Origin of the sequence: Nonomuraea sp. NPDC001831, from assembly GCF_042892035.1 — a bacterium.
Lineage (GTDB): Bacteria > Actinomycetota > Actinomycetes > Streptosporangiales > Streptosporangiaceae > Nonomuraea.
The window spans coordinates 119,394-145,347 of sequence record NZ_JBIATU010000012.1 but is presented as its reverse complement, the minus strand read 5'-3'; the positions used below and the strand labels follow the sequence as shown (position 1 = coordinate 145,347).

The 25,954-nt window shown below is 70.3% G+C and carries 23 protein-coding genes and 1 riboswitch; of the genes, 16 read left to right on the top strand and 7 right to left on the bottom strand.

Features of this window, described 5'->3' with window-relative positions; all coding sequences use genetic code 11:
- Positions 1-267: 267 nt before the first annotated feature.
- The 4 genes from ACFYYW_RS33070 to ACFYYW_RS33055 all read left to right on the top strand — a co-directional run bounded on the left by ACFYYW_RS33070 (position 268) and on the right by ACFYYW_RS33055 (position 5,421).
- A complete protein-coding gene (locus tag ACFYYW_RS33070) occupies positions 268-1,158 on the top strand; it encodes a DUF2520 domain-containing protein (RefSeq protein WP_352318630.1) in 891 nt (296 codons plus the stop codon).
- Between the two features lie 22 nt (positions 1,159-1,180).
- On the top strand, positions 1,181-2,014 hold the full coding sequence (gene panC, locus ACFYYW_RS33065) for a pantoate--beta-alanine ligase (RefSeq protein WP_352318632.1): 834 nt from the start codon (positions 1,181-1,183) through the stop codon (positions 2,012-2,014).
- A 95-nt stretch (positions 2,015-2,109) separates the two neighbouring features.
- Positions 2,110-4,635 carry an L-aspartate oxidase gene (locus tag ACFYYW_RS33060; RefSeq protein ID WP_364412932.1) on the top strand — a complete coding sequence of 842 codons (2,526 nt, stop codon included), beginning with the start codon at positions 2,110-2,112 and terminating at the stop codon, positions 4,633-4,635.
- 3 nt (positions 4,636-4,638) lie between these two features.
- Complete coding sequence (locus ACFYYW_RS33055; RefSeq protein WP_352318636.1) at positions 4,639-5,421, top strand: type III pantothenate kinase; 783 nt, start codon at positions 4,639-4,641, stop codon at positions 5,419-5,421.
- Positions 5,422-5,486: 65 nt separating this feature from the next.
- Here ACFYYW_RS33055 and ACFYYW_RS33050 read toward each other — a convergent pair whose 3' ends face one another.
- Entirely contained in the window at positions 5,487-5,963 is a 477-nt protein-coding gene (locus tag ACFYYW_RS33050; protein ID WP_352318638.1) for a hypothetical protein, read from the bottom strand.
- Positions 5,964-6,111: 148 nt separating this feature from the next.
- On the opposite strand from ACFYYW_RS33050, the gene lysX reads away from it, so the two are divergent.
- Positions 6,112-7,593, top strand: coding sequence for a bifunctional lysylphosphatidylglycerol synthetase/lysine--tRNA ligase LysX (gene lysX, locus ACFYYW_RS33045; protein WP_352318640.1), 1,482 nt, complete (start codon positions 6,112-6,114; stop codon positions 7,591-7,593).
- A 47-nt stretch (positions 7,594-7,640) separates the two neighbouring features.
- On the opposite strand, the gene ACFYYW_RS33040 is transcribed toward lysX, so the two are convergent.
- Entirely contained in the window at positions 7,641-8,570 is a 930-nt protein-coding gene (locus ACFYYW_RS33040) for an NADP-dependent oxidoreductase (RefSeq protein WP_387654558.1), read from the bottom strand.
- Positions 8,571-8,650: 80 nt separating this feature from the next.
- On the opposite strand from ACFYYW_RS33040, the gene ACFYYW_RS33035 reads away from it, so the two are divergent.
- Complete coding sequence (locus ACFYYW_RS33035) at positions 8,651-9,049, top strand: helix-turn-helix domain-containing protein (protein WP_352318644.1); 399 nt, start codon at positions 8,651-8,653, stop codon at positions 9,047-9,049.
- Here the strand turns inward: ACFYYW_RS33035 and ACFYYW_RS33030 are convergent.
- On the bottom strand, positions 9,039-10,142 hold the full coding sequence (locus tag ACFYYW_RS33030; protein WP_387654555.1) for a cytochrome P450: 1,104 nt from the start codon (positions 10,140-10,142) through the stop codon (positions 9,039-9,041). The two genes, ACFYYW_RS33035 and ACFYYW_RS33030, sit on opposite strands and share 11 nt — an antisense overlap.
- Positions 10,143-10,420: 278 nt before the next feature.
- Between ACFYYW_RS33030 and ACFYYW_RS33025 the strand changes: the two genes are divergently transcribed.
- On the top strand, positions 10,421-10,633 hold the full coding sequence (locus ACFYYW_RS33025) for a LuxR C-terminal-related transcriptional regulator (RefSeq protein ID WP_132597751.1): 213 nt from the start codon (positions 10,421-10,423) through the stop codon (positions 10,631-10,633).
- Between the two features lie 129 nt (positions 10,634-10,762).
- On the opposite strand, the gene ACFYYW_RS33020 is transcribed toward ACFYYW_RS33025, so the two are convergent.
- Positions 10,763-11,806, bottom strand: a complete 1,044-nt coding sequence (locus ACFYYW_RS33020; RefSeq protein WP_352325866.1) for an NlpC/P60 family protein — start codon at positions 11,804-11,806, stop codon at positions 10,763-10,765.
- A 6-nt stretch (positions 11,807-11,812) separates the two neighbouring features.
- Positions 11,813-11,964: riboswitch (cyclic di-AMP (ydaO/yuaA leader) on the bottom strand.
- Positions 11,965-12,251: 287 nt separating this feature from the next.
- On the opposite strand from ACFYYW_RS33020, the gene ACFYYW_RS33015 reads away from it, so the two are divergent.
- The 6 genes from ACFYYW_RS33015 (at position 12,252) to ACFYYW_RS32990 (ending at position 21,790) form a co-directional block, all read left to right on the top strand.
- Positions 12,252-12,821 carry an amino-acid N-acetyltransferase gene (locus tag ACFYYW_RS33015; RefSeq protein ID WP_352325867.1) on the top strand — a complete coding sequence of 190 codons (570 nt, stop codon included), beginning with the start codon at positions 12,252-12,254 and terminating at the stop codon, positions 12,819-12,821.
- Between the two features lie 85 nt (positions 12,822-12,906).
- Complete coding sequence (locus tag ACFYYW_RS33010; RefSeq protein WP_387654551.1) at positions 12,907-14,505, top strand: RDD family protein; 1,599 nt, start codon at positions 12,907-12,909, stop codon at positions 14,503-14,505.
- 106 nt (positions 14,506-14,611) lie between these two features.
- Positions 14,612-15,100, top strand: coding sequence for an RDD family protein (locus ACFYYW_RS33005; protein ID WP_387654549.1), 489 nt, complete (start codon positions 14,612-14,614; stop codon positions 15,098-15,100).
- A gap of 525 nt (positions 15,101-15,625) precedes the next feature.
- On the top strand, positions 15,626-15,958 hold the full coding sequence (locus ACFYYW_RS33000; RefSeq protein WP_125641669.1) for an Lsr2 family protein: 333 nt from the start codon (positions 15,626-15,628) through the stop codon (positions 15,956-15,958).
- Positions 15,959-17,072: 1,114 nt separating this feature from the next.
- Positions 17,073-19,574, top strand: coding sequence for an ATP-dependent Clp protease ATP-binding subunit (locus ACFYYW_RS32995; RefSeq protein ID WP_352325871.1), 2,502 nt, complete (start codon positions 17,073-17,075; stop codon positions 19,572-19,574).
- 1,277 nt (positions 19,575-20,851) lie between these two features.
- Complete coding sequence (locus tag ACFYYW_RS32990) at positions 20,852-21,790, top strand: TIM barrel protein (RefSeq protein WP_357702269.1); 939 nt, start codon at positions 20,852-20,854, stop codon at positions 21,788-21,790.
- Between the two features lie 55 nt (positions 21,791-21,845).
- On the opposite strand, the gene ACFYYW_RS32985 is transcribed toward ACFYYW_RS32990, so the two are convergent.
- On the bottom strand, positions 21,846-22,316 hold the full coding sequence (locus ACFYYW_RS32985; protein ID WP_352325873.1) for a MarR family winged helix-turn-helix transcriptional regulator: 471 nt from the start codon (positions 22,314-22,316) through the stop codon (positions 21,846-21,848).
- Between the two features lie 113 nt (positions 22,317-22,429).
- On the opposite strand from ACFYYW_RS32985, the gene ACFYYW_RS32980 reads away from it, so the two are divergent.
- Complete coding sequence (locus ACFYYW_RS32980; protein ID WP_387654545.1) at positions 22,430-22,753, top strand: cupin domain-containing protein; 324 nt, start codon at positions 22,430-22,432, stop codon at positions 22,751-22,753.
- Between the two features lie 58 nt (positions 22,754-22,811).
- Positions 22,812-23,228 (top strand): cupin domain-containing protein, encoded by a 417-nt coding sequence (locus ACFYYW_RS32975; RefSeq protein ID WP_387654543.1) that lies wholly within the window; start codon positions 22,812-22,814, stop codon positions 23,226-23,228.
- 7 nt (positions 23,229-23,235) lie between these two features.
- Here ACFYYW_RS32975 and ACFYYW_RS32970 read toward each other — a convergent pair whose 3' ends face one another.
- Positions 23,236-24,111, bottom strand: a complete 876-nt coding sequence (locus ACFYYW_RS32970; protein ID WP_387654540.1) for an A/G-specific adenine glycosylase — start codon at positions 24,109-24,111, stop codon at positions 23,236-23,238.
- 78 nt (positions 24,112-24,189) lie between these two features.
- Here ACFYYW_RS32970 and ACFYYW_RS32965 point away from each other — a divergent pair, with 78 nt between their 5' ends.
- Complete coding sequence (locus ACFYYW_RS32965) at positions 24,190-24,861, top strand: hypothetical protein (protein WP_352325878.1); 672 nt, start codon at positions 24,190-24,192, stop codon at positions 24,859-24,861.
- Between the two features lie 11 nt (positions 24,862-24,872).
- Here the strand turns inward: ACFYYW_RS32965 and disA are convergent, their stop codons facing one another.
- Positions 24,873-25,949 carry a DNA integrity scanning diadenylate cyclase DisA gene (gene disA, locus ACFYYW_RS32960; protein ID WP_352325879.1) on the bottom strand — a complete coding sequence of 359 codons (1,077 nt, stop codon included), beginning with the start codon at positions 25,947-25,949 and terminating at the stop codon, positions 24,873-24,875.
- Positions 25,950-25,954: the final 5 nt, after the last annotated feature.

Here is a 25,954-nt window from a genome sequence, read left to right as displayed (position 1 = left end):
ACCGGTCAGTGCACCTCCAAGAGGTCGCATCCAGGCGGGCGTCGGGTTGTCAGGACTCGGCGCCCGTCGTCGTGCGTGGACCCCTCTCCTCATCTCTTTCGACAGGGGGTGCACGATTCGTATGCCCCTGTCGCATTTGTCATTAACTCAACGGGCGGTAAAGCGGCGGACATGCCTGACCGCGTTCGTCGGCCCGTGACATGTGCGGGGCCGCCCGCCGGTTACGCTGGTCGGCAGTGCCATCACGGTCGACAGGGGTGAGACGTCATGGACGCAGGTGATCGCCCGGCTCGGCTGACCGTCGGCGTGCTCGGCGCGGGCAAGGTCGGCTCCGCGCTCGGCGCCGCGCTGGCGCAGGCGGGCCACCGGATCGTGGCCGCGAGCGGGGTCTCCGACAGGTCGCGGAGGTGGGCCGCCGACCGGCTCGGGGTGGAGCTGACGCGGCCCGACGAGGTGGTGGCCGCCGCCCAGCTCATCCTGCTGACCGTCCCCGACGACGCGCTGCCCGACCTCGTGGCCGGCCTGGCCCGTACGGGCGCCGACCTCCAGGGCAAGCTGCTCGTCCACACCAGCGGCGCGTACGGCCTGTCGGTGCTCGAACCCGCCGCCGGGGTGGGCGCGCTGCCGCTCGCGCTCCACCCGGTCATGACCTTCACCGGCCGCGACGACGACCTCAACAAGATCACCGGCATCTCGTTCGGCGTCACCGCGCCCGACCTGCTGCGGCCGGTCGCCGAGGCGCTGGTGATCGAGATGGGCGGCGAGCCGGTCTGGATCGCCGAGAGCGACCGCGCGCTCTACCACGCGGCCCTGGCCAATGCCGCCAACCACATGGTCACCCTCATCGCCGAGTCCGAGGAGCTGCTCGGGCGCATCGGCGTCGAGCACCCGGGCCGGATGCTGGGCCCGCTGCTCGGCGCGGCGCTCGACAACGTGCTGCGGCTGGGCATCGCCGGGCTGACCGGGCCGGTCGTCCGCGGCGACGCGGGCACGGTGCGCAAACACGTCGACGCGCTGATCCTGGCCGCCCCCGAGGCCGCCGACGCCTACATCGCGCTGGCCCGGCTCACCGCCGACCGGGCGCTGGCCGCGGGGCTGCTCAAACCGGAGGAGGCGGAGCGGCTGCTCGACGCGCTTGGGGGCAATATATGGACCTGACCGTCGGGTGTGGAGGGCAGCAATGGATCTGATCGTGGCCGGCAACCGGGACGACCTGGCGAAGGCTCGTGGCACGGGCCGGGTGGCGCTGGTGCCGACCATGGGCGCGCTGCACGAGGGCCACCGGTCGCTGATCCGGGCCGCCCGGGTGCGCGCCGAGCAGGTCGTGGTGAGCATCTTCGTCAACCCGCTGCAATTCGGTCCTAACGAGGATTTTTCCCGCTATCCCCGTACGTTCGACGCCGACCTCGACGTGTGCCGCGAGGAGGACGTGCACGTCGTGTTCGCGCCCTCGCCCGAGGACATGTACCGCCCCGACCGCCAGGTGAGCGTCTGCGCGGGCGAGATGGGCACGATCGTCGAGGGCGCCTCCAGGCCGGGCCACTTCGACGGCGTGCTGACGGTGGTGCTCAAGCTGTTCAACCTGGTCCGCCCCGACGTGGCGATCTTCGGCCAGAAGGACGCCCAGCAGCTCGCCGTCATCCGCCGCATGGTGGCCGACCTCGACCTGGCCGTCGAGATCGTCGGAGCGCCCACCGTGCGCGAGCCCGACGGCCTGGCCCTGTCCAGCCGCAACCGTTACCTGTCGGCCGACGACCGCACGGTCGCGCTGGCCCTGTCCCGCGCCCTGCGGGCGGGCGCGGCCGAGCTCACCGCCGGCGCGATCCGGTCCACCGCCCGCGCGGTGCTCGACGAGGCCGGGCCCGACCTCGACCTGGACTACCTGGCGCTGGTCGATCCGGCCACGTTCAAGGAGGTCGACGACTCCTACGAGGGCTCGGCCGTGCTCGCCGTGGCGGCCCGGGTGGGCGGCACCCGGCTGATCGACAACGTCGTCCTGAGCCTTCGTCCCTGATCCGTCCCTGATCCGTACGGCGCCCCCGGGGCATGTCCACGCTGCGGCAGGCGTTATCGTCATAGTGACGAAATCGCCTCAGTGAGGAGACCCCCATGAGTGCACCGGCGATTCCCCAGCGTCTGACGGCCCCCGACCCCGGCTGGACCGTCGAGGCGGACGTGGTCGTCGTCGGCTCCGGCGTCGCGGGCCTGACCGTGGCGCTGCGCCATGCCGAGCTGGATCCCGCGGCCAAGATCCTGGTCGTCACCAAGGACGTGTTGTCCGCCGGGTCCACCAAGTGGGCCCAGGGGGGCATCGCCGCCGTGCTCGACCCGCGCGACACCCCCGACGAGCACCTGAGCGACACGTTGCTCGCCGGGGTCGGGCTGTGCGACACCAGGGCCGTACGGACCCTGGTGACCGAGGGGCCGGGCGCGCTGCGGCGGCTCATGGAGCGCGGCGCGCGGTTCGACCGCACGCCCGACGGCGAGCTCCAGCTCACCAGGGAAGGCGGCCACCGGCGCCACCGGATCGTGCACGCCGGCGGCGACGCCACGGGCGCCGAGGTGCAGCGGGCGCTGGTCGAGGCGGTGCGCGCCGGATCGATCGAGGTGATCGAGCACGCGCTCGTGCTCGACCTGCTCAAGGACGCCCGCGGCCGGGCCAGGGGAGTGACCCTGCACGTCATGGGCGAGGGCGCGCGTGACGGCGTCGGGGCGGTCCTGGCGCGGGCGGTGGTGCTGGCCACCGGCGGCATGGGCCAGGTCTACGCCGCGACCACCAACCCGGTCGTGTCCACCGGCGACGGCGTGGCGCTCGCGCTCAGGGCGGGCGCGGTGGTGCGCGACATCGAGTTCGTGCAGTTCCACCCGACCGTGTTGTGGCTGGGGGAGGGCTCGACCGGCCAGCAGCCGCTGATCTCGGAGGCGGTCAGGGGCGAGGGCGCCTTCCTCGTCGACCACGAGGGCAACCGGTTCATGCAGGGCGTGCACGAGCTGGCCGACCTGGCCCCGCGCGACGTCGTGGCCAAGGCGATCACCAGGACCATGCTCGAGACCGGCCGCGACCACGTGTTCCTCGACGGCCGTCACTTCGGCAGGGACAAATGGGAGAGCCGCTTCCCCACCATCTACGCCGTCTGCCGGGAGCACGGCATCGACCCGGTCACCGAGCCGATCCCCGTCTCCCCGGCCGCCCACTACGCCAGCGGCGGCGTCCGCGCCGACCTGTCCGGCCGTACCTCGATCGAGGGTCTGTACGCCTGCGGCGAGGTCGCCTGCACCGGCGTCCACGGCGCCAACAGGCTGGCCTCGAACTCGCTCCTTGAGGGCCTGGTCTTCGCCGAGCGCATCGCCGAGGACATCCACCGCACGCGTCCCGAGCCGGGCGAGCCGGTCGCGGGGCGGGCCGCGACGGGCCTGGTGGACCCCAGGGTCAGGCCCAGGCTCCAGGCGCACATGAGCGCCGGCGCCGGGGTGCTGCGCAGCCGCGCGTCGCTGCAGGCCACGTCGAAGGCGCTGCGCGACGCGCTCTGGACGCCGGTCGAGGTGCCCGCCTGCACCGAGTCGTGGGAGGCGAGCAACCTGCTCACCGTCGCCGCCGTCCTGACCGGTGTGGCGGCGGCCAGGCTGGAGACGCGCGGCTCCCACTGGCGCGAGGACCACGAGAGCCGGGACGACAATGAGTGGCTGGGCCACCTGGACGTGACCCTGACCGAGGAGGGCCTTCGCATGACGTACACCCCGCACGGCGAGGCGATGCCGCCGCGGCTGGCGCAGGAGCTGACCGCCGCCGGGCTCGACCCGGCCGAGGTCGACGCGCTGATCGACCGCGCACTCGAAGAGGACCTGCAGGAGGCGGGCGACGTGACCAGCCTGGCCACGATCCCGGCCGAGCAGCGTTCGGCCGCCGACGTGGTGGCCCGCAAGGACGGCGTGGTGGCCGGGCTGGCCGTGGCCGAGGCGGTCTTCCTCCGGCTGGGCGCCGCCCGCGCCGAGCGGCGGGCCAAGGACGGCGAGCGGGTGGCGGCCGGCGACGTGCTGATGACGGTCGAGGGCCCGACGCGGGCCGTGCTGACCGCCGAGCGCACCGCGCTCAACCTGCTCACGCACCTGTCCGGGGTGGCCACGCTGACCGCCAGGTGGGTGGCCGCGATCGAGGGCACGCGGGCGCGGGTGCGCGACAGCCGCAAGACCCTGCCGGGTCTGCGGTCCCTGGAGAAGTACGCCGTGCGCTGCGGCGGCGGCGTCAACCACCGCATGTCGCTGTCGGACGCGGCCCTGATCAAGGACAACCACGTGGTGGCGGCCGGCGGCGTGGCCGAGGCGTACCGCGCGGTGCGGGAGCGCTTTCCCGAGCTGCCGATCGAGGTCGAGATCGACCGGCTCGACCAGCTGGAGCCCCTGCTGGACGAGGGCGCCGAGGAGATCCTTCTGGACAACTTCACGGTCGAGGACACCGTACATGCCGTACAAATCGTGAAGAGTCGGGCGAAAAACAGGGTTGCGCTTGAAGCGAGTGGGGGATTGACCTTGGAATCGGCTCGTGATGTGGCTGAAACTGGCGTTGACTACCTTGCGGTGGGAGCGCTTACCCACTCGGCGCCGGCCCTGGACATCGCACTGGATTTGCGGGGGTAATTGATGCTGCTCACGATCGACGTCGGCAACACGCACACGGTGCTGGGGCTGTTCGAGGGCGAGGACGTCATCGAGCACTGGAGGCTGGCCACCGACGCCCGCCGCACCGCCGACGAGATCGCCGTCGTGCTCCAGGGGCTGCTGGCCCAGTCACCCCTGCTCAAGGGCGCCGACATCAGCGGCATCGCCATCTGCTCGACCGTGCCGAGCGTGCTCAACGAGATGCGGGAGATGTGCCGCCGCTACTACGGCGACGTCACCGCCGTGATCGTGGAGCCCGGCGTGCGCACGGGCGTGCCGGTGCGCATGGACAACCCCAAAGAGGTGGGCAGCGACCGCATCGTGAACGCCCTGGCCGCCATCGACCAGTACGGCGGCCCGTGCATCATCGTCGACTTCGGCACCGCCACCTCCTTCGACGCGGTGTCGGCCAAGGGCGAGTACGTCGGGGCGGTCACCGCGCCCGGCATCGAGATCTCGGTCGACGCCCTGGCCGCCGCCGGCGCCCAGCTGCACAAGGTCGAGCTGGTCAGGCCGCGCTCGGTGATCGCCAAGAACACGGTCGAGGCGCTGCAGGCCGGCATCATCTACGGCTTCGCCGGCCAGGTCGACGGCATCGTCGAGCGCATGGCCGCCGAGCTGGCCGACGACCCCGACGAGGTGACCGTCGTGGCGACCGGCGGCCACGCGGCGCTGGTGGTCGGCGAGTCGCGCTCGATCGACGTGCACGAGCCGTGGCTGACCCTCATCGGCTTGCGCCTGATTTATCACCGCAATACCGCTTAGAACGTGACAAGCGGCCCCCGCTCGGGAAGGGGGCCGCCTGTCGGTCGTGGTGTCGCCGGCGAGGGTCACTCGTTCTCGGCGCTGTAGAGCTCGCTCCAGGGGCCGCACTTGGTGGCGAAGGTGCCCTGCTCGGGAACCTGGCAGACCTTGGCCCGCAGGGTGAAGACGTCGTTCTCCTCGAAGTGGAACTTCTTGTAGCCCGGGAAGCCGCAGTACTTCCTGGTGTAGACCGTGGACCAGTCGCCGTCGGAGTCCTCGGCCTGGAACTTCACGTACGCGCACTTGCCGCCCTCGTCGTAGTCGCGGTTGTCCAGGTCGTACAGCCGGCCGGTGACGTGGACCTCGTTGGAGTCCTCCTCGTCCCACTCGACGCTGACGTGACCCTGGGCCTTGGCCAGGTGGTACTTGGCGTACACCGGGCCCCAGTAGTCGGAGTAGTCGTCGAAGTCGGCGGTGGTGGCGCTGGCGGCCGAAGGAAGCGACAGGGCCACGGCGCTGGTGGCGGCGATGGCGAGGATGCCCGTCGCGATCTTCTTCATCATGATCTCTCCCGGAGCCCCCCTCGGGCCGGCTCCTTGCCGGCTCCCCTCGGAGCTCGTGAGTCATTGGTACAAAAGGGTCCTTGCAGCCCCCCTGCAGGGAACCGTCACGAGCGCTTGCAGTTCGCCGTATCCCCTACGCTTTGTTGTTGTGAGCGAGGAACTTCCAGAGCAGATGCGCATCCGGAGGGAAAAGCTCGACCGCCTCCGCAGCGAGGGCGTCGACCCTTACCCGGTGAACTTCCCACGCACGGCGACCAACGCCGAGGTCAGGGAGAAACACCAGGGCCTGGAGCCCGACACCGCCACCGGTGAGACGGTCGGTGTCGCGGGCCGCGTCATGCTCAACCGCGTGGGCGGCAAGCTCTGCTTCGCCACGCTCCGCGACGGCGGCGCCGACCTGCAGGTCATGATCTCGCTCGACAAGGTCGGCGAGGAGTCGCTGGCCGCCTGGAAGCGCGACGTCGACCTGGGCGACCACGTCGGCGTGACCGGCGAGGTCATCACCTCGCGCCGCGGCGAGCTGTCGATCCTCGCCGACAGCTGGCAGATCACCGCCAAGTGCCTGCGGCCGCTGCCGGAGAAGCACGTCGGCCTCACCGACCCCGAGGCGCGGGTGCGCCAGCGCTACGTCGACCTCATCGTCAACGACGAGGCCAGGAAGATGGCGCGGGTGCGCAGCGCGACCGTGCGCGCGGTGCGCGACTTCTGGCACGAGGAGGGCTACCTCGAGGTCGAGACCCCGATGTTGCAGCCCATCCACGGCGGCGCGACGGCCCGGCCGTTCAAGACCCACATCAACGCCTACGACATGGAGCTCTACCTTCGCATCGCGATCGAGCTCTACCTCAAGCGGCTGGTGGTCGGCGGCGTCGAGAAGGTCTTCGAGATCAACCGCAACTTCCGCAACGAGGGCGCCGACTCCACGCACAACCCCGAGTTCACCATGCTCGAGGCCTACGGCACCTACCTCGACTACAACGACATCGCCGACCTGACGCAGCGCATGTACCAGAAGGCCGTCGTGGCCGCCCTGGACACCACCGTGGTCGTGCACGACGGCGTCGAGATCGACCTCGGCCTGGAGAAGTGGCCGCGGGTCCGGCTCTACGACCTGGTGTCCGACGCCGTGGGCGAGGAGATCACCACCGAGACCACCCTTGAGCAGCTGCGGAAGATCGCCGACCGCCGCGAGGTCCACTGGGACGCCAAGTGGGGGTCGGGCAAGCTCGTCCAGGAGCTGTTCGAGGCGCTGGTCGAGCACACGCTCGTGCAGCCGACGTTCGTCATGGACTATCCGCTGGAGACCTCGCCGCTGGCCCGCCTCCACCGCGACAACCCGCTGCTGACCGAGAAGTGGGACCTCATCGGGTTCGGCACCGAGCTCGGCACCGGCTACTCCGAGCTCAATGACCCGATCGACCAGCGTCACCGCCTGGTCGAGCAGTCGCTGCTGGCCGCGGGCGGCGACCTTGAGGCGATGCAGCTCGACGAGGACTTCCTGCAGGCCCTCGAGTACGCGATGCCGCCCACGGGTGGCATGGGCGCCGGCATCGACCGCATGATCATGGCCTTCACCGGCAAGAACATCCGCGAGACCATCCTGTTCCCGCTGGTCAAGCCCACCCACTGAGCCGCCGTCCGGCGCCCCGCGCAGGTGCGGGGCGCCGGACCCAGCGGTCAGGGCACCAGCACCAGCCGTCCGCGCAGGCCGCCCTCGGCCAGGCGGGCGTGGGCGTCGGCGGCCTTCTCCAGCGGGTACGTCCCGGCCACCCGCAGCGTCAGCCGTCCGGCCTCGACCAGGCGCACCAGCTCCGCGAGCTGCCGGGCGTCCGAGCGGAACAGCACGGTGGCCACGTCCGTGCCGCGCAGCGCCACCGGCGCGACCCCCGACGCGAGCGCCACGAACGCTCCGCCGTCCCGTACGGCGTCGAGCGCGGGCAGGCCCAGCACGGCCGCGTCCACGACGGCGTCCACCCCACCGGGCACCCGCGCCCGTACGGCCTCGGCCAGGTCCTCCTCGCGGGGGACGAACCATTCCGCCCCGAAGCCGCGTACCAGCTCCTCGTCCGCGGCGCCGGCGGCGGCCACCACCCTGACGCCGCGCACGGCGGCCAGCTCCACCAGGTAGCCTCCGACGGCCCCCGCCGCCCCCGTGACCAGCAGCGTGCCGCCCGGCCCGACGCCGGTCCGGTCGAGCGCCTGCCAGGCGGTGAGCCCGTTCAGCGGCAGCGTGGCCGCGTGGACGGGGCTCACGCCGCGCGGGGCGCGGGCCACCGCCGGGGCGTCCAGCACGACGTACTCGGCCTGCGCCTTGTACGGCAGCTCCAGCCGCGCGCAGAGCCCCACGACCTCCTCTCCCACGGTGAAGGAGGCCCCCGGGCCCACCTGGTCGACGGTCCCCGCGGCGTCGAAGCCGATCCCGTACGAGTCCAGCTTCCTGGCCAGCCCGTACGAGGCCAGGGCCCCGGACGCCACGGCCAGGTCGAAGGGGTTGACCCCGGCCGCGGCCACCTTGACCCGCACCTGGCCGGGCCCCGCCGTCGGCAGCGGCGCGGACACCAGCCGGGGAGCGCCGGAGCCGCCGATGAGTGCACGCATGTTCGTCATGCCGACGACCCTAGGAAGAGTTACTCTCTTTCAGTAAGTAGGCACCTGGAAGTGCGTAACACACGGCGAGGAGTGAGACGGTGGCGACCACGACGGCGGCGCAGCGGCGTGACCAGGCGAGACTGGCCTTCGACGCCTACTTCGCCGAATGCCCTTCACGCAAACTGCTCGATCGGCTCAGCGACAAATGGGTCACGCTGGTGCTCAGCGCGCTGGCCGGCGGCGAGCGCCGTTACAGCGACCTGGCCAGGCACATCGCGGGGGTCAGCCAGAAGATGCTCACCCAGACGCTGCGCGGCCTGGAGCGCGACGGCCTGGTGGCGCGCCGGGTCACGCCGCAGGTGCCGGTGCGCGTCGACTACGCGCTCACCCCGCTGGGCGAGAGCCTGATGCCGCTGGTCATCGCCATCAAGGCGTGGGCCGAGGAGCACATCGAGGACGTCGAGGCCGCCAGGGAACGCTACGACGCTACCGCCTGAGCCGCACCGGCAGCCGGGCCAGCCCGCGCAGCACCACGTTCTCCTTGTACGGCGGCTCCGGATCGGCGGCCTCCATCTTCGGCGCCGCCGCGGCCAGCGCCGACAGCGCGATCTCGCCCTCCATCCTGGCCAGCGTCGCCCCCAGGCAGAAGTGCAGGCCGAGCCCGAAGGCCAGATGCCGGCCGGGCTCGCGGCCGGGGTCGAACCGGTCGGGGTCGGCGAACGCGGCCGGGTCGCGGTTGGCCGCGCCGATCGGCACGAGCACGCCGGCGCCCGCGGGCACCGGCGTGCCGCCCAGTTCCCGGTCCTCCAGCGCGATCCTGGAGGTGAGCTGGACCGGCGGATCGAAGCGCAGCACCTCCTCGACCACCTCCCTCGGCCGCTCGGCGGCGCGGTGCAGCAGGCCGTGCCGCAGCAGGTTCAGCACGCCGTTCGCGATGAGGTTGACGGTGGTCTCGTGGCCGGCCACGAGCAGCAGCACGCAGGTCGCCAGCAACTCGGCCTCGGCGAGCTCCTCGACGTGGGCGAGGGCGCTCAGGAGGTCCTCCCCGGGACGCTCGCGCCGCCGCGCGATCAGGCGGCGGAAGTAGTCGCGGAACTCGTTCCTGGAACGCTCCGTTTCCGACATGAGGGCGTCTGTCAGCATCGGGTCAAGTCCGCGGGCAAGGGCCTCGCTCCACCCGCGGAAGCGGTCGTGGTCCTTCGGCGGCACCCCGAGCATCTCGCTGATCACCATCACCGGCAGCGGGTACGCGAAGCCGGAAATCAGCTCCGCCTCCTCCGGCAGCCGTCCGATCAGGTCGGCGGTGATCGCCTCGATCCGCGGCCTGAGGCGGGCCACCATGCGCGGCGTGAACGCGCGGCTGACCAGAGCACGCAACCGGGTGTGATCGGGTGGGTCCATGAGCAGGAACGACCTGCCGGGCTGACCTGGCTCTTCCTGCGCGGGCGGGGACGTTCCGTGACCGAACCCGGGGTCGCGCAACACGGCCGCGCACAACTCGTACGTGGTCACGACGAGCAGCCCGCCGCGCGTTCTGAAGATCGGCCCGGCGGCTCGCAGCTCGCGATATCGGACGTACGGATCGCGCACAAATTGCGGATCCGAGGGATCAAAACCCAGCACGTCGGTGGCGCTCATCGGAGGTGGAACCGGGCCGCCGAATTGATCGTTTGGACCGTTCATAGCTGATCACGGCGTGCCGACATATGCGGAGTACGTCACATATAAGTGATCATGTCAATAGCACTGGTCAAGGGCGCCGATTGTCGCGCTTGACGACCTTTCCGCGATGCGTTTACCTTCACCGAGACGAGCGGCTTTGCTTCGCCTGAAAGGTCCGAGTTCTGCTGTTGGGGGGAGGGCTCCCGGTGGATGTGCTCACAGAAGGCGTTGAGCTGAGCCACGCGGATTTGGCGTTACTGGCCGAGCTGGCCAGGGGGGTGACCGTCGATCGGGTCGGCAGGCGGCTGGACATCAGCGGACGGACCGTACGGCGCAGGCTGAGGGGCATCTGCGACCGCATCGGCGTGGCCACGGCGATCGAGGCCGTGGCATGGGCGGCGCGCCGCCAGCTCATCTAGCGGCGCTCATCTGGCGGCGCTCACCTGTCGGCGCCGGGCGAAGCAGCGCTGGATGAAGTGGCGCTGGGCGGTGTGGGGCTGGGCGATGTGGGGCTGGGCGATGTGGCGCCGGGTGGTGTGGGGCGCCGGTCAGTCCGCGATGCGCACGCCGCCGGCGAACGGCCGCCCGCCGATCGGGGCGACCCGCACGACGTCACCCGTGCGCGGGGCGTGGACCATCATGCCGCCGCCGATGTAGATGCCGACGTGGTGCAGGTCGCTGTAGAAGAACACCAGGTCGCCGGGGCGCAGCTGGTCACGGCTGACGTGCGTGCCGGCCGTCCACTGGTCGCCGGTGTAGTGGGGGAGCGAGATGCCCACGCGCTGGTAGGCGGCCATCACCAGGCCGGAGCAGTCGTAGGAGCGCGGCCCTTCGGCGCCCCACACGTACGGCTTGAGCTGCTGGGTGAGGGCCCACTTGACGGCCTGGGCCGCCTTGCCGTCGCCGATGACCGGCAGGTTGACGCGTACGGCCCGGGTGCCGGGACGGCCGGCCTCGCCCATGGCCCGCCGGTAGAGGTTGCTCTCCACCTTGGTGACCAGCTTGGTGATCTTCGAGCGCTTGGCCTCCAGATCGGTGACGATCTTCTGGACCTCGGCGATGCGGGTCTTCGCGCCGGCCCTGGCCCGCTCGGCGGCCTCCATGGCCTTGGCGAGCTGGTTGACCTCCTCGCCCTGCTGCTGTTCGAGCGCGTACGTGGTCGCGGCCCGGTCGAGGAAGGTCTCGGGGTCGCCGGACTGGGCGAAGGCCAGGGCTTTGTCCAGGCCGCCGGTGATGTAGGCGTTCTGGGCGAGCAGCGAGGCCCTGGCGCGCCTGGCGGCCAGGTCGGACTCGCTGGTGGCCAGGATCTTCTGGGCGGAGTCGTTGGCCTTCTGCGCGGCCTTCAGCCGTTCGCGCTGCTCGTTGTACTGCTCGGCCAGCGTCTCGATCTCTTCGTGCAGCTTCTCCACCTGGTCGGAGAGCTCGGAGAGCGACGGCTTCGGGTCGGCGGCGGCGGAACCGACGGGGACGGCGAACAGCATCGCGGCGACGGTGACGCCGATGACGCCGAGGCGGCGTGCGCGCCTGGCCTGTTCCTGGGGGCGGGCGTGCCTGCCCCCCGTCTTCCCCGAGCGGTCGAGCGTCCGCTTCACCAACCGAGCTCCTCTCATCGACGCCGGCCGGGTTAGCTGACGGGTTCGGGCCGGAGCAGCCCTACCGAGATGGTCGGATTCACCCCAAGTGGCGGCGCTGGCTGCTCGCCGCCGTTGGTTCCCCGGCTTCCCTTGCGGGAATTGGGCGTGTCTTTCCGCGCGCATTACGCGGAGAACATCGTCGCTGGACACTAATGCACTCCGGGTTCACGCTCAACCGGAACTGCCGAGTCTGTAGAGGTTTCACAACTGAAGGGTCACAAGGTGATCTCGTGGGTAGCCGTACGGAAGCGGGCTTCTGCACCTTTTGTCCAGCATTCGGGGCGCTGAGGTCTGGAGGAAAGCTCCAAGTCGGCTCGTGTTCACCCGACCACGGGATGTGATGAGATGCCCGAGACGTGGGATTTAGGGCCGAGCCGTAATGAGATCTGTACCCTGGAGAGCCATGGAGCAGGTGGCCGAAGTGGCAGTCCCCGAGACCGCGGTCGTGGTCAGGCGTGCCCGCACGCCCGACGTGCGTGCGATCAGGCGTCTCGTGGATACCTACGCGGGCGCGGGTCCGCGGCTCCTGGAGAAGGCCACGGTCACGCTGTACGAGGACGTCCAGGAGTTCTGGGTGGCCGAGCGGGACGGGGAGGTCGTCGGCTGCGGCGCGCTCCACGTGCTGTGGGAGGACCTCGCCGAGGTCCGTACGGTGGCCGTCGATCCCGCGTGCCGGGGGCTGGGTGTGGGGCGGCGGATCGTCTCGGCACTCGTCCGGCAGGCGAAGGATCTGGGGCTGCGGCGTGTATTCTGTCTGACTTTTGAGGTCGACTTCTTCGCGAGGCACGGTTTCCGCCCCATCCAGGGCACCCCGGTCTCACCCGAGGTCTACGCCGAGTTGCTGGCCTCGTACGACGAGGGTGTGGCGGAGTTCCTTGATCTGGAACACGTCAAACCGAACACCCTTGGCAACACCCGCATGCTGCTGCATCTGACATCGGGTGACGCGGACCTTGACCACTTGGAAAGGTGATTGTTGATACCTATGTCGATACGTTGGGCAGCACAGGCATGTGTCCTGACACGTGCCACATGCGCACTCGAAGCGAGGTGACACGGTGAGCACCGGACAGCCGCCGTACCCACAGGACGATTCCGGCGAGAACCCCGAGTACGGGCAGCACCACGGCCGTCGGCCCGGTGAGCCCGACCCGGACGTGACTGTGGTCGGCTACCGGGCGGACGATGCCTTCGGCCAGCCCCCATACGGTCAGCAGCAGCAACAGGGCTATGGCCAGCAACAGCAGTACGGCCAGCAACAGCAGCAGTACGGCCAGCAGCAGGGCTACGGCCAGCAGCCCCAGTACGGCCAGCAGGCCGCCTCGGGCCAGCAGGGTTACGGCCAGCAGCAGGGTTACGGTCAGCAGCCGCAGTCCTCCGGCCAGCAGTACACCCAGCCGGGCTACGGCCAGGAGGCCCAGTACGGCCAGCAGGCCGGCTCGGGTCAGCAGGGTTACGGCCAGCAGCCGCAGTCCTCCGGCCAGCAGTACACGCAGCCCGGCTACGGCCAGGACGCCCAGTACGGCCAGCAGGGTTACGGCCAGCAGCCCGCCTCGGGCCAGCAGTACGCCCAGCCCGGCTACGGCCAGCAGGCCACGCCGGGTCAGCAGGGTTACGGCCAGGACGCCCAGTACGGCCAGCAGGGCTACGGCCAGCAGGCCGCCGCGGGTCAGCAGGGCTACGGCCAGCAACCCCAGTACGGCCAGCAGCCGCAGTCCCAGCCCGACTACGGCCAGCAGCAGGGCTACGGCCAGGACGCCCAGTACGGCCAGCAGGCCGCCTCGGGCCAGCAGGGCTACGGCCAGCAGCCGCAGTCCTCCGGCCAGCAGTACGCCCAGCCCGGCTACGGCCAGCAGGCCGCGTCGGGCCAGCAGGGTTACGGCCAGGAGGCCCAGTACGGCCAGCAGGGCTACGGGCAGCAGTCGCAACCCGACTACGGCCAGCAGCAGGGCTACGGCCAGGACGCCCAGTACGGCCAGCAGGGCGGCTACGCCCAGCAGCAGTACGGCGACCAGCAACAGGGTTACGGCCAGCAGTACGGCGACCAGCAGCAGTACGGCCAGGCATACGGCCAGCAGCAGCAGTCGCAGCCCTACGGCCAGCCCGGCTACGGCCAGCCCTACGGTCAGCCCGTCGGCGTGCAGCCCCCGGGCGCGCCGGCTCCTCTGGCGGAGTGGTGGCAGCGTCTGGTCGCGAGGATCATCGACGGCGTCATCCTCGGCATCGTGAACGTCGTGGTCAGCCTCATCCTGGGCCTGCTCGCGGTCGGTTACGACTCGGCGACCGGCCTGACCTCCGGCCTCCTGTCACCCTTCGTCATCGCCCTCCTGTCGTCGATCGTGACGACCGCCATCTGGGTGTGCTACGAGTTCTTCCTGACGAAGATGAACGGCCAGACGGTCGGCAAGATGGTCATGGGGATCAAGGTCGTGCCGGTGGGCCAGGCCCTTCCTCCGGGCGGGCTCACGTCCGACCTGGCGATCAAGCGTGCCGGCGTCACCTGGGGCGGCTACATCCTGAGCTGGCTCCCGTTCCTCGGCCCGCTGCTCGCCTGGGCGTGCGTCGCGGTCAACGGCGCCTCGCAGCTGTGGGACAAGCCGCTGCAGCAGACGTTCGCGGACAAGTTCACGGGCACGGTGGTCGTGAAGATCAAGTAATCCCGCGTCAGCGTAAAACAGGGGCCGGCTTCCCGCCGGCCTCTGTTTTGTGTGTGCGGGGCGTACCAAAATGGGGGGTACGACCGCCGACCACGTGAGGTGGGATATGGCCGGGACACCGTCGTGGCCGGGCGCCGTGCCCGCGGAATGGTGGGAACGCCTCGCCGCCCGCTTCATTGAGGCGCTGGTCTTCGGGGTCTTCTATTACATTCTGTTCATCGCGCTGTGGGGCGTCTTCCGGACTGTCGGGATGGTGGAGGCGTTCGACGGGCGGCTGCCCGGGCTCTTGGCCTGGTTCCTGGCCGGCCTGTGTTATGTGGCCTATGACTGGCGGGCCCATTGCCTGCACCGGCGGACCTTCGGCCAGGCGATCATGAGGATTCGCCTGGCGCCGGACGACCTTCCGCGTGGCGCCCTGCTGAAACGGGCCCTGGTCTATCCCGGGCCTGTCATGCTGATGGGCATTCCGGTGGTCAATCTGCTGGCCGGAATGCTGCTGTTCGGCGTCGGGTTGCTCATCCTGATCGACAAGCCGTTGGAGCGCGGGCCGCATGACAGGCTGGCCGGAACGCGGGTGGTAAAAGATCTTCGTTGAGGCATCCGCACCTGGGAAGATGCCTTTTCGCAAAATTTTCCCTTGATCCGGTAAGGAGCCTGGAGAGACTGGCATTAGGCTATGGGACGTCCGGGTTGCCGGATGTCGGTGCCCCTGCTCCCTGAGGGCGACTGTGTGTGGCTATGGTCGGTTCCGGGTGAGTTGTCACCTAGGCGTCATGAGCGTCCGGCGTGCTCCCGCAGGTCCCGCAGGTCGCGCCGGGATGCGTATTTAGCGCCCCCGAAACCCTGCTAGCCCTGGAGGCGAGGACGAATGGAAGCCGTTACAGACGTATTGTCAGCGCTCATCCCCCCGGTCGTGGTCGGCGGCGCCTTCATCTTTGGCGCGGTGAAGTTGCTGCGATCGGAGGTCGCCGGGCGACGGGCAAACCACCAGGATCAGGCCGAGAACCAGAACTGATCTGCCAGTCAGCCGAATCCCCGTAGCGCTGAATTGTCTCCGCGCCTTTCCGGGTATATGTTTGGGCGAGCGAATGAAACAATGCTCCGGGAAAGGATTGCGTAGATGGCCAAGCAGATCCAGGAGATTCTCATCGATGACCTCGATGGGGGCGAGGCCAATGAGACGGTCAGCTTCGCTATTGACGGCTCCTCCTATGAGATTGACCTCAGCGACGTTAACGCCAAGAAGCTGAGGGACGCACTCACGCCTTTCGTGCAGCACGCCCGCAGGGCAGGAGCCGTGTCGGCCCGTCGCCGTGGTCGCGGCGGCAACCGCGCCATGAGCCGCGAGAAGAGCTCGGAGATCCGGCAGTGGGCCAAGGCCCACGGCCTGCCGGTCAGCGAGCGCGGCAGGATCGCCTCCACCGTCGTGGAGAAGTACGAAGCGGCTCACTGAGCCTCGTCAAGAGAGCCATCTCCTGACCATGCGCTTATGCCGTTCGCCTAGGACCCCGGCGAGCGCCATAAGCGCATGATCGTTTTTGTGGGAAGTGCGTGAATCCCCCGACCACTTGTTGATCTTCTAATCCGCCCAAATGTGGGCGTATTGCTCACCTGTGGCGCCGGACAAGGCGTCGCGTGGGAGTGGAACGTGCCGGGCTTGGCGGTCGGCGTCCGGGTCAATTCCCGGGCCGCCGGGCTCGCTGTCCGTCTTCGTCGCCCGCGGCGGGAACGCGCCAATGCCGTCACCCGCCGCAATGTTCACCTTCCCGGCTCCTGCGGCGTACGCGCAAAGCGGTGACGCTCCGCCACGCATTCGGGCAGCGGGCCCTTCCCGAGCGCCGCCGCAGGCCCCCTTCCGTCACCGGGCACTTCCGCTTTCTTACGGTCTTGTGCGGGGTTCTCGGGGCTTGTCGGGGCTTGTTCGAGTCTCTCTTCGGGCCGTCTTGGGGCTTCTCTTCCGGGCCCGTCTCCGGGCTTCTCGGCGGACCGGCCGCGGACGACCGGCAAAACGCGGGCGTGCGGCTGGTGGGACACGATGGAAAACCGGTGGCCTCTCCCGTGTGCCGCACATTGTCCCGTCGCACGACCCTCCTGCGCACCGCGATCGGTAACCCGGCTGACCCGATGGGGAATAGGCGCGGGGGCGTTGCGTGCCGAGTTGTGCTCAGGGCGTAGCGTCCGCGCTTGGACGCGGTTTGGAGCAGCACATACGATGATTACGTAACAGATACGGGCGCGGGCATCGGAGATGCGTGGCCGGCGGGCACCCCAGGGCCGGCTTCGCCCCGGCGTCCGACGGCCGATCCGTGTTGGTCCGCCCTGGGCCGCGGGCGTCGAATTCCAGGCGCTTCCGGGAAGCGCCTAAACATCGTTCGCTTGCGGCGTATCGGGAACACGTCACCCCCGAACAGTAGTTGGATAGAGGGTGAACGCCCTGCTCTCGGGGAACGTCTCTGCTATAGAGCGTGTCAGCGGCAGTGGGCACGGTTCGCCGAGCCAGGGCTAGCATGCGGGATGACGGGACCGGATTTACCGGCCTGACTGACCGCTCTGTGAGGAGCGACGAGATGTTCGAGAGGTTCACCGACCGAGCGAGGCGTGTTGTCGTCTTGGCCCAAGAAGAGGCCAGGATGCTCAACCACAACTACATCGGCACTGAGCACATTCTTCTTGGTTTGATCCATGAAGGTGAGGGCGTAGCCGCCAAGGCTCTGGAGAGCCTCGGCATCAGCCTTGAGGGTGTGCGCCAGCAGGTCGAGGAGATCATCGGCCAGGGCCAGTCGGCTCCGTCGGGGCACATTCCGTTCACCCCGCGGGCCAAGAAGGTCCTCGAGCTGTCGCTCCGTGAGGCTTTGCAGCTGGGTCACAACTACATCGGCACCGAGCACATCCTGCTCGGGCTCATCCGCGAGGGTGAGGGTGTGGCCGCCCAGGTGCTGGTCAAGCTTGGAGCTGATCTCAACCGTGTCCGGCAGCAGGTCATCCAGTTGCTCCACGGTTACCAGGGCAAGGAGCCGGCCGCCGCGGGCGGTCCCCAGGAGTCGGCGCCGTCCACGTCCCTGGTGCTCGACCAGTTCGGCCGCAACCTGACCCAGGCGGCCCGCGAGGGCAAGCTCGACCCGGTCATCGGCCGTGAGAAGGAGATCGAGCGGGTCATGCAGGTCCTCTCCCGGAGGACCAAGAACAACCCGGTGCTGATCGGCGAGCCCGGCGTCGGCAAGACCGCCGTCGTCGAGGGCCTGTCGCAGAAGATCGTCAGGGGCGAGGTGCCCGAGACGCTGAAGGACAAGCAGCTCTACACGCTTGACCTCGGCGCCCTGGTCGCCGGCTCGCGCTACCGCGGTGACTTCGAAGAGCGCCTGAAGAAGGTGCTCAAGGAGATCCGCACGCGCGGCGACATCATCCTGTTCATCGACGAGCTGCACACGCTCGTCGGCGCGGGCGCCGCCGAGGGCGCGATCGACGCCGCCAGCATCCTCAAGCCGATGCTGGCCCGCGGCGAGCTGCAGACGATCGGCGCCACCACCCTCGACGAGTACCGCAAGTACCTCGAGAAGGACGCCGCGCTGGAGCGCCGCTTCCAGCCGATCCAGGTGGCCGAGCCCTCTCTCAGCCACACGATCGAGATCCTCAAGGGTCTGCGCGACCGCTACGAGGCCCACCACCGCGTCTCCATCACCGACGACGCCCTGGTGGCCGCCGCGCAGCTGGCCGACCGCTACATCAGCGACCGCTACCTGCCCGACAAGGCGATCGACCTCATCGACGAGGCCGGTTCCCGGATGCGCATCCGCCGGATGACCGCTCCGCCGGACCTGCGCGAGTACGACGAGAAGATCGCCAACGTCCGCCGCGACAAGGAGTCCGCGATCGACGCGCAGGACTTCGAGAAGGCCGCTGCGCTCCGCGACCAGGAGAAGCAGCTCCAGCTCAAGCGCGAGCGGCGGGAGAAGGAGTGGAAGGCCGGCGACATGGACGTCGTGGCCGAGGTCACCCAGGAGCTCATCGCCGAGGTCCTGGCGACCGCCACCGGCATCCCGGTCTTCAAGCTGACCGAGGAGGAGTCCCAGCGCCTGCTCCGCATGGAGGACGAGCTCCACAAGCGGATCATCGGCCAGGACGACGCCATCAAGGGCCTGTCGCGGTCCATCCGGCGTACCCGCGCCGGTCTGAAGGACCCGCGCCGTCCCGGTGGCTCGTTCATCTTCGCCGGCCCGTCCGGTGTCGGTAAGACCGAGCTGTCCAAGGCTCTGGCGGAGTTCCTCTTCGGCGACGAAGACGCTCTGATCAGCCTGGACATGTCGGAGTTCATGGAGAAGCACACCGTCTCCCGGCTGTTCGGCTCGCCTCCCGGCTACGTCGGCTACGAGGAGGGCGGTCAGCTCACCGAGAAGGTGCGGCGCAAGCCGTTCTCCGTGGTCCTGTTCGACGAGATCGAGAAGGCCCACCCCGACATCTTCAACTCGCTGCTGCAGATCCTGGAAGACGGTCGCCTGACCGACGCCCAGGGCCGCGTGGTCGACTTCAAGAACACGGTCATCATCATGACCACCAACCTCGGCACCCGGGACATCTCCAAGGGCATCGGGGTCGGGTTCGCGAAGTCCAACGACACCGAGTCCAACTACGAGCGGATGAAGGCGAAGGTCCAGGAGGAGCTCAAGCAGCACTTCCGGCCCGAGTTCCTCAACCGTGTCGACGACATCGTGGTCTTCCACCAGCTGACGCCGAACGAGATCATCAAGATCGTGGATCTGATGCTCGCCCAGGTCGACGCCAGGCTGAAGGACCGCGACATGGGTCTCGAGGTCTCCCCGGAGGCCAAGCAGCTGCTCGCCGACCGCGGTTACGACCCGGTCATGGGCGCCCGGCCGCTGCGCCGTACGATCCAGCGCGAGCTGGAGGACTCCCTGTCCGAGAAGATCCTCTACGGCGAGCTCCGTCCGGGGCAGGTCGTGAAGGTGACGATCGAGGGCGAAGGCGACAACGCCAAGTTCGTCTTCAAGGGCGAGTCCGCCACGGCGGTCCCGGACTCGGCCGCGGCGATCGCCGCCCCGATCCAGCACTGACCGACCAATCACCGAAAACCCCCGCCCCGGCGGGGGTTTTCGCGTTCCCAACCCCAACCCGGCCCCCGGCCCTTCGGCCCCGGCCCCCGGCCCTTCGGCCCCGGCCCCCGGCCCTTCGGCCCCGGCCCCCGGCCCCGGCCCCGGCCCCCAGCTTCCGGCCCCCCGACTCCTGGGCTTCCGGCCCCCAGGAGTCGGCCCCCAGCTTCTGGCCCCCGGCCCTCGGCTTCGGCCTCCCGACCCGGCCCCGGCCCCGGCCCTCGGCCTCGCCCCCCGGCCCTCGGACGCCCAACGCGGCGACGACTCGCCGCAGGGGGTAAACGAGAGCCCAGGCCCCCTTGTCGGCGACCAGGAGAGCCCCGGAGCCGCAATACGCCCGGCGCAACGGCAACCGGCCTAATGCTGCCCTCGACCCTCGACCCTCGACCCTCGACCCTCGACCCTCGACCCTCGACCCACGGCTCCCGTCTCCGGTCTCCGGTCCTGGCCCACGGTCTCCGGTCTCGGCCTCCCCACGGTCCCCGTCTCCGGTTCTGGCTCTCGACCGACGGTCCCCGACCGACGGTCCCCGACCGACGGTCCCCGACCGACGGCCTCCGACCGACGGCCTCCGACCGACGGCCTCCGACCGACGGCCCCCGACCCACGGTCTCCGGTCCCGGTCTCCGCCCCACGGTCCCCGTCTCCGGTCCTGGCTCCCGACCGATGGCCTCCGACCGACGGCCCCCGACCCACGGTCTCCGGTCCCGGTCTCCGGTCCCGGTCTCCGACTCACGGTTCCTGTCTCCGGTCCCCGACTCCGGTCCCGGTCCCGGTCCCACCGGTCCCGGTCCCGCCGGTCCCGGTCTCCGGACCCATCCCTGGTCCCCGGCCCCCGACCCCGGTCTCCGTTCTCCGGCCCGGGTCTCCGGTTCTTGGTTCGCGGTCTGGTCGTCGGTCTCGGGCTCTTGTCCTGGGCGCTGAGAGGGCGGCGGGGCTCTTGTTTGCCCGTCTGGGGTGAGCCCGTCGCTCGTTGGGGGCGAGGGGGTGGGTTGTTGCTTAATTGTTGGATGGGTGGGTACACCGCCACCGGTAGTAGTACTACACTGCGTAGAGCATCGCCAAGTCTCATCCAAGTGATCCGCAAGAGCGTGTTCCTAGAGTCGGAGCTGCTCCCTGGGGAGTAGTGAGTAATCAACTCAGGGCGGACGCGTGCGCCACCCGGAAGCAGGCATGCTCACACCGGGTTCGCGCGTCTGAGGCGGGCGACGGGAACACTCAAGCAAGCCGTGGAGGAACCGATGCGCCTGCGTCACAACGACGGAACGCTCGTTCACCTCGCCTACAACGCAGGCATCCACCCTGCCGAGGACCTGGAGAACCTGATCGCGCACCTGACCCGCTACGCGGTGCCGGTGCGCAAGAGGCTGGGTGTGGAGCGGATGGGCATCGGGCTGTGGTTGTCGCCCGGCGTCGCCGACCACCTCACGGCCGACCGCATCGAGCTCGTACGGCTGCGCCGCTCCCTGGAGGAGCGCGGCCTGGAGGTCGTCAGCCTCAACGGCACCGGCGGGCGCAACCAGGAGGTCCCCGGCCCCGACTGGGCCAAGCCCGAGCGCTACCGCTACACCATGGCGCTGGCCAAGATCCTGGCCTTCCTGCTGCCCGACGACGTACGGTTCGGCAGCATCTCGACGATCCCGATCGGCTGGCGCCGCGACTGGCCCGCCGACCTGCACGCCATCGCCACGCGCCGCCTGGAGCGGCTGGCCCGCGAGCTGCGCGGCATCTACAGCGTGACCGGGAAGACCATCAGGGTCGGCTTCGAGCCGTGGCCGGGGTGCGTCCTGGAGACGACCGAGCAGGCGCTGGAGCGGGTGGGCGGCATCGACTCCGAGCACCTGGGCGTGTGCCTGGACGCCTGTCACCTCGCCTGCGGGGCCGAGGAGCCCGGCGCGGCGCTGAAGGGCCTGGCGGAGGCCGGCGCGCCCGTCGTCAAGCTGGGGCACGTGCACAACCACACGGGCGAGACGCCGAGCACCGGCGCGGTGCTGCACGACACGCTGACCGCGATGTTGTCGGGCGCGGTCAGCGGGAGCGCGCACATCGAGGTCGAGACGCACAACCTGTTCGTGCCGGGGCGCGCGAAGGGGCCGGGCGCGCTGGTGTCGCTGCTGGCCGAGGAGCTGGCCTGGGCCCGTACGAACCTGACCAGCCTCGGCCTGCAACTGGCCGCCTGATCGAGAGGCCGGGGCCGGTCGCGCCCGCGCACCGGTTCCGGCTCGGCTGATCCACTCAGAGGCCGGCGAACCAGCCTGGCGTGTCCAGCCGCCACATGTTCGCCGGCGTCATCCTGCGCAGGTCCGACTCCAAGGCCCGCAGGCGGTCCTCGCCCAGCTCCGCGGCCCATCGGGCGCGCAGGTCGTCGAAGATGCGGGCCGAGCGGTCGAGCGCGTCGACGCCGCGGGGCGTGAGGCGCACGATCTTGCGCCGGGTGTCGAAGTCGTCCCTGGTGCGCTCGACGTAGCCGGCGCGTTCGAGGGTCTCGATCGTCTTGCCCGCGGCCTGCTTCGACACGCCCAGGGTACGGCCCAGGTCGACGGCGGTCGTGCCGCGTGTGCCGATCGCCTGCATGACGAACCCGTGGTTCGGACGGAGGTCCGGATGGCCCTGGCGGGCCAGCTCGGCGTGCAGCTCGTCGATGAGCGTGCGGAAGGCCAGCAGAAGTCGTAGAGGCAGTTCGAAGCCTGGGGTGTCGCTTGACAAGATAGACAACCTGGTTAACTATATGGACAACGTAGTTGCCTATCTTAAGGGGTTCGAGCGTGTCTGTCATTCGTGACGCGGATTCCCGGCGTTCCGAGACCCCCTCCGGGGTCATGACCACTTTCGCCTCGCCGACGCAGGGCGGGGCCTCCCGCTCGTTCTGGCGGGTCGACGCGAAGCCGGGCGCGCAGGGCCCCCGGCACGACTTCGACAGCGAGCAGGTGTGGAGCTGGCTCTCCGGCGGGGCCACCGTCGAGCTGGGCGACGAGCGCTTCGAGGTCGGGCAGGGCGACACCGTCGTCATGCCCGCCCACGTGGTGCGCAGGGTGCTGGCCGACGCGGAGGCCGGTTACGCGGCCGTCGTCACCGCGGCCGCGGGCGCCAGGGCCGTCAGCGCCGAGGGCGCCGACCTCGGCACCCCGCCGTGGATCGCCTGATCACCACCGAGGACGCGCGGCGCGCAGCCGTGCCCACCGCAGAGAAGGAGTTCGTCTGATGCCTGTCGTGATGTCCGCCGACGCCCGCCAAGTCCGTACGCCCAACGGCCTGATGACCACGCTCGCCTCGCCCACCCAGGGCAGGGCCGGGCAGGTCATGTGGCGGGTGGACGCCAACCCCGGCATGGAGGGCCCGGTGCACGCCGCCGACCGCGAGCTGGTGTGGACCTGGCTGGCCGGCGGCGCGGTCGTCGACCTGGGCGGCGAGCGGTTCGAGGTCGGGCCGGGCGACACCATGGTCCTGCCGGCCGACGTGAGCCGGCAGATGTTCGCCGACCCCGAGCACGGGTTCGTCTCGATCGTGGTCGCGCCGCCGGGCGTGGAGGTCTACAACCCCAGCGGCGAGTCCGCGCCCGACGCCTGCGACCTGGCGCCGAAGGGCACGGACCGCACCGTGCCCCCGTGGATGGCCTAGCGGGCGTTCAGGAGTGCGGCAGCCGGTACGTGCCGTCGTCGAGCACCTCGGCCAGGCCGTCGGCGACCAGGCCGTCGAGGGCGCGTTCGCGCTGGGTCGAGTCGTCCCACACCACGTCGAGGGCCGCTTTCGGCACCGGGCCGTGCGCCGCGCGGAGCACCGCGAGCAGGCGGCCGCGGCACTGGCGGTCGGTGCCGGCGTACGTCTGGCCCTTGCGGGCGGGACCGGTGTGGGGTGGTTTGCCGGCCAGCCGCCACGCGCACAGGTCGGCGATCGGGCAGTCGGCGCAGCGCGGCGCGCGGGCCGTGCAGACGAGCGCGCCCAGCTCCATCACGGCCACGCCCCAGCGGGCCGCGCCCAGTTCGGGCAGCAGCGACTCGGCCAGCCGCCGCTCGGCCGCCGAGGTGGCCGTGGGCGGGTACTCCTCGGCCCGTACGGCCCGCGCGAACACCCGCCGCACGTTGGTGTCCAGGACGGCGTGCCGGCCGCCGTACGCGAAGCTGGCGACCGCGGCGGCGGTGTACTCCCCGATGCCGGGCAGGGCCAGCAGCGTCGCGTGGTCGGCGGGCACCTCGCCGCCGTGCTCGTCGGCGATGGCTCGGGCGCAGGCGTGCAGGCGCAGCGCCCGGCGCGGATAACCGAGCCGGCCCCAATGCCGGACGGCCTCGCCCGGCGGCTCGGCGGCCAGCGACTTGGGCGTGGGCCAGCGGGCCATCCACTCCAGCCACACCGGCAGGACGCGGGCGACCGGGGTCTGCTGCAGCATGATCTCGCTGACCAGCACTCCCCACGGGGTCGCGTCGTCGGCGCGCCAGGGGAGGTCTCGGGCGTTGTCCTCGTACCACTCCAGAACGGGGGCGTGCAGGAGGTTCGGCTCAACCACGCGGTCAAGCGTATTCGTAGACGGGCTTGTTCGGCGTGTCGTCACTGTTGGTAGCCGATCAATTACCATGCTGTGCCTATGGATCCGGATTCGATGGGTGGCGACGGCGGTGACGTCTACTGGCGGCGTCGCATGAGCGTGCTGGTGGCCGTGCTCGTCGTGGTGGCCGTGGTGGCGTGGGCGTGCTCCAGTGGCGGCTCCGGGCCGGAACGCTCGTCCAGCGCGCAGAGCTCGCCGAGCGCGACGCCGGCCACCGATCCGCTGCTCGCGGGCCTGCGCACGCTCGCCATGGGGACGGCCAGCCCGTCGCCCACCCCCGCGCCCAAGGAGAGCCCGTCCGCCAAGCCGAGGCGGCCGGGGGAGCCGTGCCCGCAGGACAGCCTGGTGCTGAGCCTCCAGGGCGGCAAGGAGCCGATCTACACCGGCGCGTCGCGTCCGACCTTCATCGTCACGCTGGTCAACACCGGGCCGGTGATGTGCACGGCCGACGTCGGGCCGCGGGCCATGGAGATCCGCATCACCTCGGGCGCCGACCGCATCTGGTCCACCGCTGACTGCGTCAGCGGGGTGGGCACCGAGGTCAGGGAGCTGCAGCGCGGGATCCCGTACGTGCGCACCCTGGAGTGGGACCGGCGCCGGTCGAGCACCGACTGCCGGGCGACCCCGGCCGCCGCCCTGCCCGGCACGTACGTGGCCACCGCCCGCATGGGCGCGCTGCGCAGTGGCAAGGGCGTCTTCCACCTGCGGTGAGCGGCCCGGCCTCAGACGTAACGTTCGAGGATCGACGACTCGGCCAGGCGGGACAGGCCCTCGCGGACGCTGCGGGCGCGCGACTCCCCGACGCCGCCCACCTCCTGGAGGTCGTCGATGCTGGCCGCAAGCAGCTTCTGCAGGCCGCCGAAGTGGTTGACCAGGCGGTCGACCACCGTGGCGGGCAGCCGGGGCACCTTGGCCAGCAGCCGGAAGCCGCGCGGGCTCACCGGGCTGTCGAGCCGCTCGGCGCCGCCGTGGCCCAGCACGTGCGCCACGGCCGACAGGTCGAGCAGCTCGGCTCCGGACAGGTGGTCGAGGTCGTGCAGGGCCTCGGCCAGGCGCTTCTGGCGGCGGCTCGCGGGGGCCGGCAGGTAGTCGCGCACGACCAGCTCGCGTTCGGAGTCGACGCCCGCCACCAGCTCGTCGAGCTGCAACGACAGCAGCCGCCCGTCGGTGCCGAGCTCGACCACGTAGCCCTTGATCTCGTCGGAGATGCGCCGGACCATCTCCAGGCGCTGGGCCACCGCCGACACGTCGCGCACGGTGACGAGGTCTTCGATCTCCAGCGCCGACAGCGTGCCGGAGACCTCGTCGAGCCGGTGCTTGTAGCGCTCAAGGGTGGCCAGGGCCTGGTTGGCCTTGGACAGGATGGCCGCGGACTCCTCCAGCACGTAGCGGATGCCGTCGAGGTAAAGGGCGATGATCCGCATGGACTTGCTGATCGCGATGATGGGCAGGCCCGTCTGCCTGGCCACGCGCTGGGCGGTGCGGTGGCGGGTGCCCGACTCGTCGGTGGGGATCGCGGGGTCGGGGACGAGGTGCACGGCCGCGCGCACGATCTTCTGGTCGTTGCTCACCACGATCGCGCCGTCCATCTTGGCGAGCTCGCGCAGGCGGGTGGCCGAGAACTCGACGTCGAGCTCGAAGCCGCCGCTGCAGACCTCTTCGACGGTCCTGTTGTGGCCGAGCACGATCAGGCCGCCGGTCTGCCCGCGCAGGATGCGCTCCAGGCCGTCGCGCAGCGGAGTGCCCGGCGCCACGGCGGCCAAAGCGTCGCGACGGCGGTCGTCAAGACTCCTGTCCACCTGAC

Bases quoted from the DNA above. Each gene is read 5' to 3' on its own strand.
- ACFYYW_RS33070 (WP_352318630.1), top strand. From the start codon at position 268: ATGGACGCAGGTGATCGCCCGGCTCGGCTGACCGTCGGCGTGCTCGGC.
- ACFYYW_RS33005 (WP_387654549.1), top strand. From the start codon at position 14,612: ATGGCCGGGACACCGTCGTGGCCGGGCGCCGTGCCCGCGGAATGGTGG.
- ACFYYW_RS33015 (WP_352325867.1), top strand. From the start codon at position 12,252: ATGGAGCAGGTGGCCGAAGTGGCAGTCCCCGAGACCGCGGTCGTGGTC.
- ACFYYW_RS32965 (WP_352325878.1), top strand. From the start codon at position 24,190: ATGGATCCGGATTCGATGGGTGGCGACGGCGGTGACGTCTACTGGCGG.
- ACFYYW_RS33000 (WP_125641669.1), top strand. From the start codon at position 15,626: ATGGCCAAGCAGATCCAGGAGATTCTCATCGATGACCTCGATGGGGGC.
- ACFYYW_RS32995 (WP_352325871.1), top strand. From the start codon at position 17,073: ATGTTCGAGAGGTTCACCGACCGAGCGAGGCGTGTTGTCGTCTTGGCC.
- ACFYYW_RS33040 (WP_387654558.1), bottom strand. From the start codon at position 8,570: ATGACGAACATGCGTGCACTCATCGGCGGCTCCGGCGCTCCCCGGCTG.
- ACFYYW_RS32975 (WP_387654543.1), top strand. From the start codon at position 22,812: ATGCCTGTCGTGATGTCCGCCGACGCCCGCCAAGTCCGTACGCCCAAC.
- ACFYYW_RS33050 (WP_352318638.1), bottom strand. From the start codon at position 5,963: ATGATGAAGAAGATCGCGACGGGCATCCTCGCCATCGCCGCCACCAGC.
- panC (WP_352318632.1), top strand. From the start codon at position 1,181: ATGGATCTGATCGTGGCCGGCAACCGGGACGACCTGGCGAAGGCTCGT.
- ACFYYW_RS32980 (WP_387654545.1), top strand. From the start codon at position 22,430: ATGACCACTTTCGCCTCGCCGACGCAGGGCGGGGCCTCCCGCTCGTTC.
- ACFYYW_RS33055 (WP_352318636.1), top strand. From the start codon at position 4,639: ATGCTGCTCACGATCGACGTCGGCAACACGCACACGGTGCTGGGGCTG.
- ACFYYW_RS32990 (WP_357702269.1), top strand. From the start codon at position 20,852: ATGCGCCTGCGTCACAACGACGGAACGCTCGTTCACCTCGCCTACAAC.
- ACFYYW_RS33060 (WP_364412932.1), top strand. From the start codon at position 2,110: ATGAGTGCACCGGCGATTCCCCAGCGTCTGACGGCCCCCGACCCCGGC.